Below are 17,431 nucleotides of genomic sequence, written 5' to 3'. Positions count from 1 at the left end.
GTCCGCCCTGACCCGTACCGGCGGGAAGGTGTCCGGTAGATGGCTGAACCGACCCGCGGGGTTCGACTTGGGGTGGATGTCGGGCAGGTCCGGGTGGGGGTGGCCAGGTCGGATCCGCACGGCATCCTGGCCACCCCGCTGGTCACCCTCGCCCGTGACCTGACCGCGGCGCCGGACGCGGTGCCGACCGACATGGCCGAGCTGGTCCGGCTTGCCACGGAGCACGAGGCGGTCGAGATCGTCGTCGGGCTGCCGGTCAACCTCGCCGGAAAGCATGGCCCGGCGGCGCTGAACGTATCGGCGTACGCTGCCCGTTTGGCCGATGTAATGGGGTCGATTCCGGTGACGCTGACGGACGAGAGGATGTCGACCGTGGTCGCGAGTCGTAGGCTGGCCGAACGGGGCGTCCGGGGAAAGCGCCAACGGGCGGTGGTCGATCAGGCCGCCGCGGTGGAGATTCTGCAGAGCTGGCTGGACGCACAGCGGAGGCGGACGCAATGATCGACGACCTTGACGTGGTGTTCGACGAGCAGGAGAGGGGGGAGAAGGGCCGGCACCGGCGCAGCGCGGTACGGAAGCGCAACGGCGGCTCGCGCGGCGGCCGGGGCAAGACAGTCTTCGCCCTCCTGATGGCGCTCGTGCTGCTGGGCGGCATCGGCGGCGGTGCCTACGTCGGTTTCGACCGGATCCGCAGCTACCTCGTCACCCCCGACTACGACGGCCCGGGCTCCGGCGAGGTGCTGGTGCAGGTCAAGGCCGGCGACACCCTCACCGACATCGGCAACGCCCTCTACGACGCCGGGGTCGTGAAGAGCACCAAGGCGTTCATCGAGGCCGCCGAGGCGAACTCGCGCAGCAAGAACATCCAGGTCGGCAGCTACAAGGTCCGCAAGCAGATGAAGGCCGCCGACGTGGTCACCCTGCTGCTCGACCCGAAGAGCCGGGTGGTCAACGGGGTGACCATCCCCGAGGGCACCATCACCCTGAACATCTACGCGATCCTCTCCAAGGAGACCAAGATCCCGGTCGCCGAGTTCAAGAAGGCCGCGGCGGACCCGGAGAAGCTGGGCGTGCCGGCCTTCTGGTTCAAGCGCGAGGACGGCAAGAAGGGCCCGAAGAGCATCGAGGGTTTCCTCTACCCGTCCACCTACGAGATCCCGCCGAAGGCCACCGCCGAGACGATCCTGAAGATGATGGTGGACGAGTTCCTCAGGGTCGCCCAGCAGATGGACTTCGTCGACCGGGTGAAGACGGAACGGCAGATCTCGCCGTACGAGGCGCTGATCACCGCGTCCATTGCCCAGGCCGAGGCGGTCGACCCGAAGGATTTCGCGAAGGTCTCCCAGGTGATCTACAACCGGGTCTACCGCGGCAAGATCCCCTGCAAGTGCCTCGGCATCGACAGTGGTATCAACTACTGGCTGAGGCTGCAGGGCAAGGACCCGAAGGATTCGGACGACCTGCTGCAGAGCGAGATCAACGATCTGAAGAACCCGTACAACACGCACAATGTGGCCGGCCTGCCGATCACCCCGATCAGCAACCCGGGCGAGGGTGCGCTCAAGGGCGCGCTGGACCCGCCGCCGGGTGACTGGATCTACTTCATGACGGTGGACAAGAAGGGCACGATGGGCTACGGCTCCAACGATGCCGACTTCAAGAAGCTGCAGAAGCAGATGTGCGACAACAAGGTGCTGACGGGAAGCAACTGCACGTGAGGGCAGCGGTCGTCGGTAAGCCGATCGCCCATTCGCTCTCCCCGGTGATCCACGAGGCGGGGTACGCGGCGGCCGGGCTGACCGGGTGGTCGTACACCCGGATCGAGTGCGCGGCCGACGAGTTGGCCGGCCTGATCGCGGGCCTGGGCCCGGAGTGGGCCGGGCTGTCGGTGACCATGCCGGGCAAGGAGGCGGCGCTCGCGGTGGCCGACGAGGTCTCGCCGGTCGCCGCCGCCGTGGGTGCCGCCAACACCCTGGTACGCCGCCCCGACGGCACCTGGTACGCGGACAACACCGACGTCACCGGCATGGTCGACGTGCTCACCGCGGCCGGCTGCGCGGCCGGCGCCACGGTGACCGTGCTCGGCGCCGGCGGCACTGCCCGGGCGGCGATCGCGGCGGCGGCCCGGATCGGCGCGGCCGACGTGACCGTGGTGGCCCGCCGGCCGGAGGCGATCGACGAGTTGCGCCCGGTGGCCCGCGCGGTCGGGGTGCCCCTGGCCGGCGCCGACTGGGACGGCGCCCCGGCGCACGCCCGCGCCGATCTGGTGATCTCGACCGTGCCGAAGGGGGTGGCCGACCCGCTCGCCGGGCACTTCGACTGGCGGCCGGGGTCCGTCTTCTTCGACGCGCTCTACGATCCCTGGCCCACCCCGCTCGCCACGGCTGCGCTCGCCGCCGGCTGCCGGGTGGTCTCCGGGCTGGACCTGTTGCTGGCCCAGGCGGTCGACCAGTTCGTGCAGTTCACCGGCGTTGCCGCGCCCCGCGCGGCGATGGCCGCCGCCCTGTTCGGCGACCGTTCGAACGGTCGCTGGAACCTGGGACAGCACTAATTGTCTCGTTAGACCTGACTTGACTCAAGATCATCGGCGATGATGACCTTTGGTCTTGCCATTGGCGACGCCAACGCCAAGCACGAGCCCGGACCACTCGCTACCGCTGCGGAACTCATCAACCGGCATCTACATAACGAACCCGGGCTGCCGTACTGACCTGAGGCAACTCGGGTTAGAGGAAAGGTGTCCGATGGAACCCATGGGACACCTTTCCTCTGTGACTGTTCACCCTGAATCAGGCGTACAAATTGAACGGCCGGCATTGGCGGCCTGCCGCAAGGCGACCAAAATCCTGCAATTCATCCGACCGTTCGGCACGCACCTGCGGCCGGCGATCATGCTGGGATCGAGTATGCGCAGCTCGCGGTGGATCGCATCCGCTGCAAGTCGAGGTGAACAGCTACCTTTCCTCTAGCCGTTGACAACGGCATTTGCTTGTTCGTTAGCACCAAGAGGGCTTCGAGTTGTAGTACGCAACCGACCACGTGTCGTATGAGTTGTAGAAGAGGGTCCAATATTGCCCGTTGATTCGCTTGAACGCGGAAACGCCGTTCGAACCGTGGTAGTAGACATAGCCGCCACCCTGATCGGTGAGCCGATTGTCGGCCTTTCCGAAGGTTAAGGGCCCGACCCTCCCGTCGGCGGTGAGGCCGTTTCGGCTCTGCCAGGTCTTGGTGGCCGCCTCGGTCTTGGGGCCAAACGAGCAGTCGACGTCTAGGTTGCTCATCAGTCCGTCGGCGACCAGAACCTGCTGCCAGAGCCCCGCGGCACTGCTGTTCGCATAACTTGTGGTGCTGAGCGTTCCCTCATCACCCCAGTCATCGGTCACCGCGTCGACCCCGCTGATGTAGCCGGCAGAAGCGGATGCTGCAGCGGGTGCGGCGCCCCCAAAAGCGCCGAGCATTACCGCCGCGGTGATGAGGGCAGTGCTTACCGCCGTTCCCTTTAGTCTCTTCAAGCCTCTTCCTTCCCCGTTCTCGACGCCTAGCGCCGCACACACTATGTAGTGGCCTGCGTCGATGCATGCATAGTATTGCCACAACTGGACCGTTTGGGAAGAGCCGGTTTTGAAGTAACTGGATAGGTGCCCGATCTTGGGCGGTCAGGCGGTGGTGGGGATCCAGGGGTTGCTGGCAGCGCCCCGCCGAATTCAGGGCGCTGCAGAAGTAGATGTGCGACAACAAGGTGCTGACGGGAAGCAACTGCACGTGAGGGCAGCGGTCGTCGGTAAGCCGATCGCGCACTCGCTCTCCCCGGTGATCCACGAGGCGGGGTGCGCGGCGGCCGGGCTGACCGGGTGGTCGTACACGCGCATCGAGTGCGCGGCCGAGGAGTTGGCTGGCCTGGTCCCGGGCCTGGCCCGGAGTGGGCCCGGCTGTCGGTGGTGATCTCGGCCGTGCCTAAGGGGGTGGCCGACCCGCTCGCCGGGCACTTCGACTGGCGGCCGGGGTCCGTCTTCTGAGTGCGACAGGTCGATACGCTGCTGCGGCAACCCTTCGCCGAACCAGGGAGTGCTTGTGACCGGGCACCCGCCCCAGCACGACCGTCCGGCCGTTCGCGGATCCCGCCGGCCCGTGGTGCTCGGCGTCCTCGGTGCCGCCCTGGTCGCCGGCCTCGTCGCCCTGGCGCTGCCCCGGGTCGCCGCCGAGGTGATGCCGGCGGCCCGTCCGGCCGCGCCGGCCCCGGCCGACCGCCCCGGTACGGACGTACCGGGCTGGCGGCTGGTCTGGTCGGACGAGTTCGACGGGTCGACGGTCGACCGGGCCAGGTGGAACGTCCGGAACGGCGAGGCGCGCGACATCGACCTCGGCTGCAACGTCGACGACGCGGAGAACGTGATCGTCTCGGGCGGCGTACTGACCCTCCGGGCGCAGCGAAAGACCACGGTGTGCGGCTCGCAGCTCCGGCAGTACACCGAGGGCTACCTGGACACCATCGGCAAGGCCTCGTTCCGCTACGGCCGCTTCGAGGTGCGCGCCGAGTCCCCGAACGGGCCGGCCGACTCGCAGGGGTTGTGGCCGGCGTTCTGGCTGCGGCCGGACGACGGCGGCAAGGGTGAGATCGACGTGGTCGAGCTGCCCGGCGGCGCGGCGTACCACCGGGCCGCCACCCAGGCCATCTTCTACGACTACACCCCCGTCAAGCAGGACCAGCGCTGGGAGTTCCCGAGCGGGCACCCGGGCGATGGCTTCCACACCTACACCACCGAGTGGGAGCCCGGGGTGATCCGCTGGTACATCGACGGCCGGCAGGTCTGGCAGCGGGATCGCGGCACCACGCCGTGGTTCGACGAGGCCTTCGACAAGCCGTTCAACCTGCGGCTGAACTTCCAGGTCGGGGGCTGGCTCGGCCGTCCCGACGCGGCCACTCGTTTTCCGGCCGACTTCCGGGTCGACTACGTGCGCGTCTGGCAGCGCTGACCGTCAACACCGGCGCCGCCGCGCCCGTCGGCCGGACCGTTGCCCGTCGCCAATATCGTGACCGCCAGTGTGCCGGGGCGCAGGGCTGGCACAGGGGAGGACATGACGTGGTGGAGGACCCGCGGATCCGCCAGGACGGCCTCGGCTGGGTGAGCCGGGCGATCTTCGGGGAGGCGCGGCTGTGGCTCGGGGTCGGCCCCGGCTCCGCCGTGCCGCCCCCGGGACACCGGGTCGTCGCCCGGTACGCCGTGGTGCCCTCGATGGAGCGGGCCAAGTTCCTGCTGCCGTTGCCGTCCCGCCGGGTCGGGGCGGCGTCGACGCTGGCGTACAACGCACTGCGGCCGCCCCGGGTCCGCGTCAACCGGTTCGCCGTCGGCGTGCTGGCCGGTCTCGGGGCCACCCAGCTGGCCCGGATGCCGGTGCTGACCGTCGCCGTCCCGGCCACCGCCGATCCGGCCGAGCTGCTGCTCACCGCGTACCTCACCCGGATCGAGGGCTGCCCCCTGCACGCCGCGATCGGCATCCGCCCACCCGATCCGCACCACAAGCCGACGCTGCAACTCTTCGACGACCGGGGCGCCGCGCGGGCGTACGCGAAGGTCGGCTGGAACGAGGCGACCCGGGCGATGGTCCGCGCGGAGGCCGACGCGCTGCGGGAGCTGCCGCGGGGCGCCGGTGAGTTTCCCGAGGTGCCCCGGCTGCTGCGGGAGCTCGCCTGGGGCGACCTGGCGGTGACCCTGGTCGAGCCGATGCCCGCCGGCGTGCGCCGGCTGGCCCGCCCGGAACGGCCGGAGGTGGCCGCCATGCTCGCGGTCGCCCGGCGCGGCGGCCCGCCGGCCGCGCCCCGGCCGCTGGCCGACTCGCCGTTCCTGGCCGACCTCACCGCCCGTGCCGGACGCGCCGGCGGGCCGGTCGTCCCGGCGCTGGCGGCCCTCGCCGACCGGGACGGGACGACCACATTGGAGTTCGGCCACTGGCACGGCGACTGGGTGCCCTGGAACCTCGCCACCCACCGGGGCCGCCTCTTCGCCTGGGACTGGGAGAACAGCGGCACCGGGCGGCCGGTCGGCTTCGACCTCGCCCACCAGGCGTTCCAGAGTGCACTGTCGCTGCGTGACCGGCCGGTGGCCGAGGCGGCGAGCGAGATGACGGCGGTGCTAGAACGGTACGGCGCCGCCTTTGGTCTCGACCCGGCGCGCCGTCGCTTGGTCGCCGACGCCTACCTCGTCGAGTTGTGGCTGCGTACCGCGGAACTCGCCGCCGGGGGCGGCGGCTGGAGCAGCAAGCTGCACCCCACCCTGCTGCACCTGCTTGCCGACCGGTTGGGGCTGCCGCGAGACTGAGCCGGTCGGTGCCCGTTGTCGGGGAGGCGACTGGAATACGGGAAAAAACACCGCAGAGCCGTCGCCCTCGCTACCGCCGGCGAGGAAGCTCCACTAGGGTGTCAGCACTCGATCACCACCTGTCACGTGGTGGCGGGTTCGATCCGGCCCGGGTGGCGTGGGGCGCCCCCGGACCGTGGGCACGGGGAGGTCCGGCCGGTGGCTGGCATGGCAGAGGGCGTGCGGCGGCGGGCACGCGTCGCGCGGCCCGGGACGGACGCCGATTCGCCCGCCCGGCGGCCCGACGGCGGTGACCGCCGGTGATCCTGATCTACGTCTGCGGGGTGCTCGCCGTACTCCTGCCGGCGATCCTCGTTCCGTGGCTGGCCGGCCGCTGGGCGCCGGCCGTGGCGGGAAGCCGGACGGCCGGGCGGCTGCGCGTCGCCGTCGCCGGTCTCACCGCCGCCTTCGGCCGGCTCGGCGCCGCCGTGGTCGTGCTGCTCGCCGGCTCGGCCGCGGTCGTCGCCGTCTGCTGGCCGCTGGGCGAGGCCCTGTCCCGGCTCGAACCCCACGTCGACCATCCGGTGTTCGAGTACGTGCACGCGCGGCGGGTCGACGGGTGGGCCGAGGTCAACTCGTTCGTCACCGCGATCGGTGACCGGTACCCGCTCAAGTGGGTCACCGTGGTCGCCGCCCTCGTCCTCGCCGTCGCCTGGCGGCGTCGGCGCTGGTGGATCCCGCTTGTCGCGCTGCCGCTCCAGTTCGTCGTGGAGCAGTACACCCAGGAGATCCTCAAGCTGGTGGTCGACCGGGGCCACCCGCCGACCGACCTGGGCACCTATCCGTCCGGCGGCTGCGCGCGGGTGCTGATGACCTTCGGCACGATCCTGGTGCTGGCCGCGCTCACCTGGCGGATGCCCCGCCGGGTCCGCGTCACCCTGGTCACCGCGCTGGCGATGCTGGTCACCGTGGAGGGTTACACCCGCGTCTACGCCGAGAAGCACTGGCTCACGGACGTCGTCGGCGGCTGGATCTTCGGCTCCCTGCTCACCGGCGTGATGGTGCTCGCCGTCCTGGTGGCGGCAGGGCGGGTCCGGTCCCCGGAGCGGTCCACCGCGCCGGCCCCGCGCGACGACGTCACGATCGGCACCTGACCCGAGCCCGGGCCGCCCGTGACCTCCTCCCGCGGTGGCCCGGAACCGCCCTGCCGCCACCCTTCGAACGGAAGTTGGGCAAGACGTGACCAACCTTCTCGTCGCCTCCACCGGTGGGCATCTCGCCGAGCTGTACGACCTGCGGCCGAGGCTGGGCCTGCGGGAGGACTGCGTCTGGGCGACCTTCGACTCGCCGCAGAGCCGTTCCCTCCTGGAGGGTCAGGAGGTCATCCACATCCCGCCCGCGACCACCCGGGACGCCATGGGAGCGGCGCGTAACCTGCTGGCCGCCCGACGGGTGCTGCGCGGCGGCCGGTTCACCCGGGTGGTCAGCACCGGCGCCAGCGTCGCCATGTCCTTCTTCGTGCCCGCCAGCCGGCGCGGGCTCGCCTGCCACTACATCGAGAGCGCGACCCGTACGGAAGGCCCCTCGCTCACCGGCCAGTTGGTCGCCTGGGTGCCCCGCACCCGGCTCTACACCCAGTACCCGGGCTGGGCGGACGAGCGGTGGCGGTACGGCGGCACCGTCTTCGACGGCTACCGCGCCAGTCGCCTCGCCACTCCGCGGCCGGTGTCCCGGGTGGTCGTCGCCCTCGGCACCCACCAGCACTTCGGCTTCCCCCGGCTGCTGGCCCGACTGGTCGAGGTGCTGCCACCGGAGGTGGAGGTGCTGTGGCAGGTCGGGTCCACCCGGATCCCCCAGCTGCCGGCCGGCGCGCGCCCACAGGTCCCGTACGCGGAGATGCAGCAGGCGATGCGGGAGGCCGACGTGGTGGTGACCCACGCTGGGGTGGGCTCGGCGCTGGCCGCGATGCGGGCCGGCCGCCGGGCCGTCTACGTGCCGCGCCGGCGCTGCCACGACGAGCACGTCGACGACCATCAGGTCGAGCTGGCCTGGGATCTGGACCGCCGCGGCCTGGTCCTGGCCCGGGAAGCCGACGCCGTGACGTTCGAGGACCTGACGGAGGCGGCATCGTGGACGGTCGAGGCGAGCGGTGCCGTCGCGCCGTTCCAGTGGACGGACCCGACGTGAGGCCGCTTCGGCCGGACCACCTCGTGCCCGCCTCCGCCGGTCGACAACGGAGCCACGTCCACACCGGAGGCCCCGGGACGCGACTCGTACGTCGGGACCGGACCGAGCCGGTGACCGGGCGGACCGGTCGGTTGATGGTGTCGAATGTCCGTTTCCAGCAAGCTAGTCGTGTTCTCACTACCTCATTGGGGGCGCCAGTGCTTCACAGAACGTCTCGACCGGTGTGGCGGTGGCTCGCTGTGCTCGCCGCGCCGGTGCTCGCCGTCGGGCTGCTCGCCGCGCCGGCCCGCGCGGCGGGCCTCACGCCGGTCACCAGCACGCTCACGTCGGCGAATCCGGCGGACGAAACCCCGCACGCCCAGAACGGCGACACCAAGGCGTTCGCCGAGATCGGCACCACCGTGTACGTCGGCGGATCGTTCACCTCTGTCAAGGCGGCGGGCGGCGCGGGCTGGACCACCCGCAACTACCTCTTCGCGTACGACCGCACCACGGGCGCGCTGAAGACCGGGTTCAACCCGGTGCTGGACGGCGCCGTGCACGCCCTGGCGGTCAGCCCCGACGGCAAGCTCATCGTCGGCGGCGCCTTCGTGAACGTGAACGGGGTCAGCCGCAAGAACCTGGTCGAGCTGGACCCGACCAGCGGCGCGACCGTGGCCAGCTGGGCCGGGCGCAGCGACGGCGGTCTCGTTCGGCGCACCATTGTGGTCGGCACCAAGCTCTATATCGCCGGCGCGTTCCACTGGGTCAACGGCACCCAGCACTCGCTGCTCGCCCGATTGGATGCCACCACCGGCGCGATCGACCCGACCTTCCAGATCGACGCCAGCGTGGCCCGGGCCAGCAGCGAGCTGGTCTGGGGCCTGGCGGTGTCGCCGGACGGCCGGACCCTGGTGGCGGTCGGCAACTTCACCCAGGTCAACGGGCAGGCCCGCAACCAGGTCGTGGTGGTCGACCTGGCCGGCACCCCGGCCGTGGCGGACTGGAGCACCCAGCGGTACGTGGCGCCCTGCTACGACTGGTCGTTCCCGTTCTACGCCCGGGACGTCGACTTCTCCGACGACGGCACCTACTTCGTCGTCATCGCCGACGGCGGACGGGGCGACGGGGCGTACTGCGACGCGATCGCCCGGTTCGAGACCGTGGACCGGGGTGCCGGCATCGACGCCACCTGGGTCAACTACACCGGCACCGACTCGGTGACCTCGGTCGAGGTCACCGACAACGTGGTCTACGTGGGCGGGCACTTCCGCTGGCTGAACAACGCCAACGGCAACGACTCGGCCGGTGCCGGCGCGATCAACCGGTTCGGCCTGGGCGCGCTGGACCCGATCAACGGCATGCCGCTGGTCTGGAACCCGGGCCGCTCGGGCGCCCCGGCGGGCACCACCACCTGGGGCCCGATCATGTGGGAGCTGTGGCGCGGCAGCACCGGCCTGTACGCCGGCTTCGACTCCGACGGCGTCGGCAACGAGTACCACGGCCGGATGGGCCTGTTCCCGCTGGCCGGCGGGCGTACGGTGGCGGCGGTCAACGCCCCGGCCGCCGCGTCGGGCTTCCTCTACGTCTCCTCCGCCAACGGGCAGGCGACGAAGACCCCGTTCGACGGCACCACGCTCGGCACCCCGGTCAGCACCAGCCAGGCGAACCTCACCGCTGCCGGCGCGTCCTTCTCGATCGGCAACAAGGTCTACTGGTCGAAGACCGATGCGAGCGCGCCGAGCGGCAGCTACCTCGAGGTGTCGATCTTCTCGGGCGGTTCGGTGGGCGCGCCCTGGGTGAGCAGCGGCTACAACGACTGGTTCAACGCGGCGGCGATGACCGGGGCGTTCTATCTCGACGGCCGGATGTACTACACCAAGTCCGGTACGAACCGGCTGTTCTACCGGTATCTGGAGCCGGACGGCTACATCGTCGGCTGCACCGAGTTCACCCTGCCCAGCACAGGCCTGGCCTGGGGTGGGGTGCGCGGCCTGGCCTGGGTCAGCGGCAAGCTCGTCTACGGCAATCAGGACGGCTCGCTGCGCGCGGTGCCGTTCGACGGGACGGCCGTCGACGGCGCCGCCTCGGTCCAGCTCGCGGCGGCGGGCGGCGGCGTGAACTGGTCGAGCAGGACGCTCTTTTTCGCCACCTCCTGACGGTCCGATCCGACCGGGCGGTCCCGCCACCCTCGTGGCATGGCGGACCGCCCGGGACGGCTCGGGTCGCACTGCCGCAACCGGCACCCGGCCGGTGACAATGAGACGTCACCCCGGGTGGTCCCGCTCCGGCCCGAGGCGGTTACCCATTCCTCATCGCGCAAGGACCTGACTGATGGACGTGACCGACGTCGCCCCCGCCCGACAGAACCCGGTCGGCCTCGTCGAGCTGGCCCGGGTTCCGCTCCGCCGGTGGCGGACCGTGCTCGGCGTGGCGGCGGCGGTGCTGCTGGCCGTGCTGGTCTACCTGTTCGTGCTGCCGGCGACGTACACCGCGACGACGGCCGTGGTGATCCGCCCGGTGGTCACCGACCCGTTCTCGGTGCCTTCGGGTGGCGCCGACCGCGCGGTGAACATGACGGCCGAGAGCGGCATCGCGACCAGCAACGACGTCATCGACAAGGTCGCCGCCATCACCGGCCGGGACACCAAGGAGGTGGCCGACGCGCTGGAGGTGGAGACCCCGGTCGGCGGCCAGGTGATGCGCTTCAACTACGCCGCGCACAGCGAGCGGGAGGCGGTCCAGGGCGCCAACGGGGCGGGCCAGGCGTACCTGGACCTGCGCCGGGGCATCTACGAGAACCAGCGCGCGGCGGTGCTGAAGTCGTACGACGACACGATTGCGGTGGTCACGGCGCAGCGCACCACCACCCAGCGATCCCTGCCGAGCCAGCCCGCGGACAGCCCGTCGCCGCGCACCAGCGCCCTGCTGGACCAGCTGCGGGCGCTGAACGACCAGCTCGCCACGCTCGCCGAGCAGCGGTCCAAGATCGCCTCCGCGGACCTCAGCCCCGGGTCGATCACGAGCGCGGCCCGCGAGCCGATCCCGTCCAGCCGGGACGCCGCGCCGGTAATCCTCGTCGCGGGCCTGCTCGGCGGCTTGCTGCTCGGCGCGCTGGTGGCCTTCGCGCGGGAATCCCTGGACCGACGGCTGCGCACCACGGCCGAGGCGGTGGCGGCGATCGGTGCGCCGCTGCTGGGCACGGTCCGCCGCAACCGCGGCGGGCACCCCGACGAGTCGGACCTGCGGTACCTCGCGCTCGCGCTGGCCCGCTGGGTGGACGGCCCGCACCGCGGCCCGCTGGTGCTGCTGTCCTCGTCGGCGAACGACGGACGCGAGCAGGTGACCGGTGGGCTGGCCGCCGCGCTCGCCGGCGCCGGACACGAGGTGCAGCTCGGCGTCACGCCGGAGAGCCTGGACCGGATCCGGCCGTTGATGCTGGACGCGCAGCGCCGCAACCCGCCGGTGGAGCCGGCGCGCGTCATCCGGCAGCGGCAGCCGGCGACCGCACCGGCGGCGGCTGCCGGCGGCACCGCCGGACCCGAAGAGACGGCCGTCATCCCCGCCGTGCGGAAGCCGCGCCCCTACCCGACCGCGGACGGGCCGAACAGCGGGGTGTATCGGTCCGCCACCAACGAGGAGAAGACCCAGGCCATCCCCGCCAGCCGGCCCGCGGCGGCCGGCGCGGGCGCCCGGACCGACGGGCAGGAGCTGCGGATCGGCTCCGGCACGGTCCGGCTGGTCGAGCTGCACGCCCTGCCCGGGGGCGGCCTCACGGTGCTCGACGCACCGCCCGCGCTGCACGACGAGCGGGGCGTGCGGGCCGCCCGGGAGGGCCGCGCGGTGGTGGTGGCGGCTCGGGACCGGACCCGCATCGCCGAGCTGGTCCGCCTGGTCGAGCGGCTGCGTGCGGTGGGCGTGGAGCCGTTCGGATTCGTACTGACGGGAGATGGGCGTGACTGACCACGACCAGCCGGCCGTCCCGGCGGGCGGGGCGTACCCGCCGGTGACCGTGGTGGTGGCCACCCGGGACCGCCCGGGGCTGTTGGAGCGAGCCGTGGGCGCGGTGCTCGAACAGGACTATCCCGGGCCGGTGGAATGCCTGGTCGTCTACGACCACACCGACATCCGCCCGCTGGACCTGCCGGTGCCGGACGGCCGGGCACTTCGCTACGTCAACAACACCCACTCGCGGGGCCTGCCTGGTGGCCGCAACACCGGCGCGGAGGAGGCGGCGCACGACCTGCTGGCCTTCTGCGACGACGACGACCACTGGCTGCCGGGCAAGCTGCGCCGCCAGGCGGAGCTGCTGGCCGTCCGGCCGGACGCCGCCGCGGTGAGCTGCGGGATCCGGCTGGAGGGCCCGGGCATCGCCAAGGAACGGCGGCTCGACGCCACCGAGGTGACCCTGTCCGACTTCGTCGAGGACCGGATCATGGAGGTGCACTCCAGCACCATCCTGCTGCCGCGCTCCACCTGGGACGCCGTCGGCCCGGTCGACGAGGACCTGCCCGGCGGCTACGGCGAGGACTACGAGTGGCTGTTGCGAATCGCCGCGCACGGCCCGGTGGTCATCGTGCCTGAGGTCCTAGTGGTGGTGGACTGGCATGGGGGTTCGTTCTTCTTCGGCCGCTGGGCGATGATCGTCGAGGCGACCCGATACCTCATCGACAAGCACCCCGAACTGGCCCGGAGCCGGACCGGGCTGGCCCGGCTGCACGGGCAGATCGCCTTCGCCCTCGCCTCCGGGCGGTGCCGCCGGGAGGCGGTCCGGGAGTTGGGCCGGGTGCTCCGGCTCAACCCGCGCGAGAAGCGCGTCCTGGTGACCGTCCCCGTGGTGCTCGGTCTGCTGTCCGGAGAGCGGGTCCTTCGGCTGGCCCAGCGGACGGGACGGGGTGTCTGACCGGGCGGCCGGGATCCTCCCGCCGGTGAGCGCCTCGCGACCGGCGGGCGGCGGCGCGTCCGGGTCGCGGCTCATGCCTGCCGCGCCGCTGCCGGTCTGGCCGCTGACCCTGATGTTCGCCCTGATGCCGCTGTGGTGGGCGCTCGGCGCGTTCTATCTCGGCTGGTCGGTGTTCGGCGTGGTGCTGCTCGCCCTGCTCGTCGCGCGCGGTCGCGTCCCGCTGCCCGCCGGCAGCGCCTGCTGGCTGCTGTTCCTCGCCCTGGTGCTGCTCAGCGCCAGCCGGCTGGACCGGGCCACCGCCTACCTCACCTTCGGGCTGCGCTTCGGCTTCCTGGTGACCGCCCTGATCGTCGGCGTGTACGTGCACACCCTGGTGCGGGAGGGCGCCGCCTGGGAGCGGGTGCTGCGCCCGCTGGGCTGGTACTGGCTCGGCATCGTGGCGCTGGGCTGGCTGGCCGTGCTCGCCCCCACCTTCGCGTTGACCACCCCGGTGGAGCTGGCGCTGCCGCACGGCATCAGCGGGCAGCGGTACATCCAGGCGCTGACCCACGTGCGGCTCAACGAGTTCAACCCGGTCTCCCGGGCACCGATCTACCGCACGGCCGCGCCGTACCCGTACACGAACAACTGGGGCACCGCGTACGCCCTGCTGGTGCCGTGCGTGCTGGCGTACCTGACCTCGGTGCGCACCGGCCGGTTCCGGCGGGCGCTCTGGCTCTCGCTGCCGCTGTCGGTGGTCCCGGCGTTCCTGACGCTCAACCGCGGCATGTTCCTCGGCCTCGGCGCCGGCCTGCTCTACCTCGCCCTGCGCGCGCTGCTCCGGGGCAACGCCCGCCTCATCCTCTCCATCGCCGGGCTGGTGTTGCTGGTCTGGATCGTCAGCCTCGTGGTCCCGGTCCAGGACATGATCAACGCGCGGGTCAGCACCACCGACACCAACGTCGACCGGATGGACCTGTACCTGCGTACCTGGCAGGCGGTCGAGCGTTCGCCGCTGCTCGGCTACGGCGCGCCGAAGAGCGTCGACACCACGCTGGCCGAGGAGCCACTCGGCACCCAGGGGCTGATCTGGCAGATCCTCTACAGCCACGGCATCCCGGCGCTGTTCGTCTTCCTGTCCTGGCTGCTGCTGGCCGCCCGGCGGCTGGCCGCTGCGGTGTCGCCGGCCGGCTTCTGGCTGAGCGCGGTCCCGGTGATCGCCCTGGTGGTCATTCCGGTGTACGCGTACATCGACCCGAACCTGTCAGTGATCTTCTTCGCCGTCGGCGCTGGGCTGGCCGCGGTCGCCGGGCCGGTCAACCGGGCCGCGCTCGGCCCGTCCGCCATGTCCCGCCCGGCGCCGTTGCGGTCGTGGCGGACCAGGGGCTTCGGCCGGGCGGCGGTGCCAGGCCGGCGGAAGCCGTCCGCGTGGGCCGGGGTGGCCACCGTGCCGCTGCGTACCGCCGCCCCGGTGCCCGGCCCGGCAACCGGCGCGCCCGACCCGGTGGCCGAACACGCGCCGGCGCCGGTCGTGCCAGAGCCCCGGGCGCCGGCCGACCCGGTCGTTTCGCCACCGCCCGACACCGTCGTGGATCGTCCGGCGCCCGGGGCGCCACAGCAGGGAGGGACGCCGTGACCGGTACGACGGCCGTGCCGGGCGCGCCCGCGACCGCCGGCGAGCGGGAGGTCCGCCGCGGCACGCGCAGCGGGATGGTCGGACTGGCCGGGGCGGCCGTCAACGGCCTGCTCGGTTTCGTGCTGACCGTGGTGATCGTCCGCGGACTCGGACCCGCCGGCTCCGGCGCGATGTTCACCGCGATCGGCGTCGTCACCGTCCTGGGTGCGCTCTGCTGCGCGGGCGCGGACACTGCGCTGGTCTGGGCCCTGCCCCGGCGCACGGCGGGCCGAACCGGCGACGCGGCCCGCCTGTTGCCGGTCGCGCTGTCGCCGGCGCTGCTGTTCACCGTCGGTGTGGCGGCGGCCGGCGTCGCCCTGTCCGGGCTGCTCGCGCCGGTGTTCTTCGATCCCGGCACGACCGGGGGCGAGGAGTTGCTCCGGCTGGCCTTCGCCGGCCTGCCGTTCGTGGTGGCGATGACCCTGCTGCTCGCCGCCGTCCGCGCGGTCCGCCCGGTCGCGGCCCTGGTCGCCGTGCAGTACGTCCTGCTGCCCGCGGCCCGTCCCGCGCTGGTGCTCGCCGCGGTCGCCGCCGGTGCGGGGGTGACCGCCGTCTTCGCCGGCTGGCTCGCCCCGGTGCTGCTGGCCGGGCTGGTCGGCGCGGCGCTGCTGGTCCGCCCGCTCGGCCTCGCTGCCGGTGCTGCGCTGCGCCCGGTCGGCGAGGACTGGCGCACCCTCTGGGGCTTCGCCCTGCCCCGGGCTGCGTCGGCGGCCATCGACGCCAGCAGCATGTGGCTTACCGTGCTGCTCACCGCCGCCCTCGCCGACCAGGCCGAGGCCGGCGTGATCGGCGCGGTCGGCCGGTACGCCCTCGCCGGGCTGCTCGTTATGCAGGGCCTGCGGGTTGCCGTTGCCCCGCAGCTGTCCCGGTTGCTCGGCCAGGGCCGCCGGGTCGAGGCGGTCATGGTCTACCGGCGGATCACCAGCTGGATCATCGCGCTGTCCTGGCCGGGATACCTGCTGCTGGCGATATTCGCCCCGGGTTTCCTGTGGCTGTTCGGCGCGGAGTTCACCACCGGCGCGTCCGCCATGGCGGTCCTCGCGGGCGCCATGATGGTCAACTCCGGTACCGGCATCGTGCAGACCCTGCTGCTGATGAGCGGCAGCAGCCGGCGGCACCTGCTCGCCGCCGCGACCGGCCTGGTGCTCAACGTCGGGCTGGCCCTGGTGCTGATTCCGCCGTACGGCGCACTCGGTGCGGCGGCGGCCTGGGCGGCCGGCATCGTGGTGGAGAACGTGATCGCCACGGCGGCCGCCCGCCGGGTGGTCGGTGAGCCGCTGATCACGCGGGAGGTGCTGCGCGCGGCGGTCGCCGCCGCGCCGGGCACCGCCGTCGTGGCCGGGGGCGGGGCGGCGGTCGCCGGTCGGGGCGTGGCCGGCCTGTTCCTCACCCTCGGGGTGGTGGCGCTGCTCGCCGTCGCGCTGCTGCTGCACCCCAAGCTACGCCGGCGGATGCGCACCACCGTGCCCACCCTGTTGGGGCGGCCACCCCGATGACGAGGAGGACAGGATGACGACGCTGCGGGACCGGGTGAAGACGCTGGTGCCCGCCCCGGTGCTGAGCGGGGTGCGCAGCTCGCTGGTGCGCTACGGGGAACGGACCAGCGACCGGAGGCCGCTGCCGGACTTCCTGGTCATCGGCACCAAGCGCGGCGGGACGACGTCGCTCTGGCGGTACCTGCTGGAGCACCCCCTGGTGCCACGCCTCTTCCCGGCGTGGAACACCAAGACCTCGCACTACTTCGAGGACACCTACTCCAGGGGCGAGGCCTGGTACCGCTCGCACTTCCCGACCGAGCGGCAGCGACGGGCCCTGGAACGCCGGCACGGCGGGCCGACCCGGGTGGGGGAGGCCGCGCCGCTGTACATGTTCCACCCCCTCGCTCCGGCCCGGGTGGCCGAGCTGATCCCGGCGGTGAAGCTTATCGTGCTCCTGCGTGACCCGGTGGAGCGGGCGTACTCGCACTGGAAGGAGCGGCGCACCGAGGGCGTGGAGCCGCTCGGCTTCGCCGAGGCCCTCGCGGCCGAGGAGGAGCGCACGGCGGGGGAGCGGGAGAAGCTGATCGCCGACCCGACGTACGTCAGCAACGCCTACGACTGGTACAGCTATCGGGCCCGGGGCCGGTACCTGGAGCACCTGGAGCCGTGGCTGGACCGGTTCGACCGGGAGCAGTTGCTCATCCTGCCCAGCGAGACGTTCTACCGGGAGCCGGCCGCGGCGTACGCGCGGGTGCTGGACTTCCTCGGGCTGCCGCCGTACCAGCTCGACCGGTACCAGGTGTTCAACGACCGGCGCAGCAGCGCCATGGACGCGGCGGTGCGCGACGAACTGACCCGGTACTACGCGCCGTACAACGAGGCCCTCGCCGACCGCCTGGGCCTGACCTTCGACTGGGAACGCTGACGGTCCGCA

The 17,431-nt window shown here is 72.3% G+C and carries 14 protein-coding genes and 1 pseudogene; 14 read left to right on the top strand and 1 reads right to left on the bottom strand.

Features of this window, described 5'->3' with window-relative positions; all coding sequences use genetic code 11:
• Positions 1-39 precede the first annotated feature (39 nt).
• From ruvX to ACFYM6_RS29375, 3 genes are read left to right on the top strand one after another with little or no spacing between them, the layout of a single operon-like run.
• A complete protein-coding gene (gene ruvX, locus ACFYM6_RS29385) occupies positions 40-501 on the top strand; it encodes a Holliday junction resolvase RuvX (protein ID WP_387280706.1) in 462 nt (153 codons plus the stop codon).
• On the top strand, positions 498-1,718 hold the full coding sequence (gene mltG / locus ACFYM6_RS29380) for an endolytic transglycosylase MltG (protein ID WP_387280704.1): 1,221 nt from the start codon (positions 498-500) through the stop codon (positions 1,716-1,718). Before ruvX ends, mltG begins: the two co-directional genes overlap by 4 nt.
• Positions 1,715-2,551: a shikimate dehydrogenase gene (locus ACFYM6_RS29375; RefSeq protein WP_387280702.1), complete on the top strand. Its 837-nt coding sequence runs from the start codon at positions 1,715-1,717 to the stop codon at positions 2,549-2,551. The genes mltG and ACFYM6_RS29375 overlap by 4 nt, the downstream gene beginning before the upstream one ends.
• 445 nt (positions 2,552-2,996) lie before the next feature.
• Here the strand turns inward: ACFYM6_RS29375 and ACFYM6_RS29370 are convergent, their stop codons facing one another.
• Positions 2,997-3,512, bottom strand: coding sequence for a peptidoglycan-binding protein (locus ACFYM6_RS29370; RefSeq protein ID WP_387280700.1), 516 nt, complete (start codon positions 3,510-3,512; stop codon positions 2,997-2,999).
• Between the two features lie 250 nt (positions 3,513-3,762).
• On the opposite strand from ACFYM6_RS29370, the pseudogene ACFYM6_RS29365 reads away from it, so the two are divergent.
• The 11 genes and pseudogenes from ACFYM6_RS29365 to ACFYM6_RS29315 form a co-directional block, all read left to right on the top strand.
• Positions 3,763-3,944 (top strand): annotated as a pseudogene (locus ACFYM6_RS29365) (shikimate dehydrogenase); the annotation flags it as partial.
• 127 nt (positions 3,945-4,071) lie between these two features.
• Complete coding sequence (locus tag ACFYM6_RS29360) at positions 4,072-4,974, top strand: family 16 glycosylhydrolase (RefSeq protein ID WP_387280698.1); 903 nt, start codon at positions 4,072-4,074, stop codon at positions 4,972-4,974.
• Between the two features lie 107 nt (positions 4,975-5,081).
• Positions 5,082-6,317: a hypothetical protein gene (locus ACFYM6_RS29355; RefSeq protein WP_387280696.1), complete on the top strand. Its 1,236-nt coding sequence runs from the start codon at positions 5,082-5,084 to the stop codon at positions 6,315-6,317.
• 299 nt (positions 6,318-6,616) lie between these two features.
• Positions 6,617-7,450, top strand: a complete 834-nt coding sequence (locus ACFYM6_RS29350; protein ID WP_387280695.1) for a phosphatase PAP2 family protein — start codon at positions 6,617-6,619, stop codon at positions 7,448-7,450.
• Between the two features lie 85 nt (positions 7,451-7,535).
• Positions 7,536-8,483, top strand: coding sequence for a glycosyltransferase (locus tag ACFYM6_RS29345; protein WP_387280693.1), 948 nt, complete (start codon positions 7,536-7,538; stop codon positions 8,481-8,483).
• 239 nt (positions 8,484-8,722) lie between these two features.
• Entirely contained in the window at positions 8,723-10,621 is a 1,899-nt protein-coding gene (locus ACFYM6_RS29340) for a delta-60 repeat domain-containing protein (RefSeq protein ID WP_387280738.1), read from the top strand.
• Positions 10,622-10,796: 175 nt separating this feature from the next.
• A complete protein-coding gene (locus ACFYM6_RS29335) occupies positions 10,797-12,425 on the top strand; it encodes a Wzz/FepE/Etk N-terminal domain-containing protein (protein WP_387280691.1) in 1,629 nt (542 codons plus the stop codon).
• Positions 12,418-13,365, top strand: a complete 948-nt coding sequence (locus ACFYM6_RS29330) for a glycosyltransferase family 2 protein (protein ID WP_387280689.1) — start codon at positions 12,418-12,420, stop codon at positions 13,363-13,365. Before ACFYM6_RS29335 ends, ACFYM6_RS29330 begins: the two co-directional genes overlap by 8 nt.
• A 25-nt stretch (positions 13,366-13,390) precedes the next feature.
• Entirely contained in the window at positions 13,391-14,980 is a 1,590-nt protein-coding gene (locus tag ACFYM6_RS29325) for an O-antigen ligase family protein (RefSeq protein WP_387280687.1), read from the top strand.
• Complete coding sequence (locus ACFYM6_RS29320) at positions 14,977-16,515, top strand: lipopolysaccharide biosynthesis protein (protein ID WP_387280685.1); 1,539 nt, start codon at positions 14,977-14,979, stop codon at positions 16,513-16,515. Before ACFYM6_RS29325 ends, ACFYM6_RS29320 begins: the two co-directional genes overlap by 4 nt.
• Before the next feature lie 13 nt (positions 16,516-16,528).
• Positions 16,529-17,422, top strand: a complete 894-nt coding sequence (locus tag ACFYM6_RS29315; protein ID WP_387280683.1) for a sulfotransferase domain-containing protein — start codon at positions 16,529-16,531, stop codon at positions 17,420-17,422.
• Positions 17,423-17,431 lie beyond the last annotated feature (9 nt).

Origin of the sequence: Micromonospora sp. NPDC006431 (assembly GCF_042870725.1) — a bacterium.
Classification (GTDB): Bacteria; Actinomycetota; Actinomycetes; order Mycobacteriales; family Micromonosporaceae; genus Micromonospora.
The sequence above is the reverse complement of the archived record's forward strand: the minus strand, read 5'-3'. Positions and strand labels throughout refer to the sequence as shown.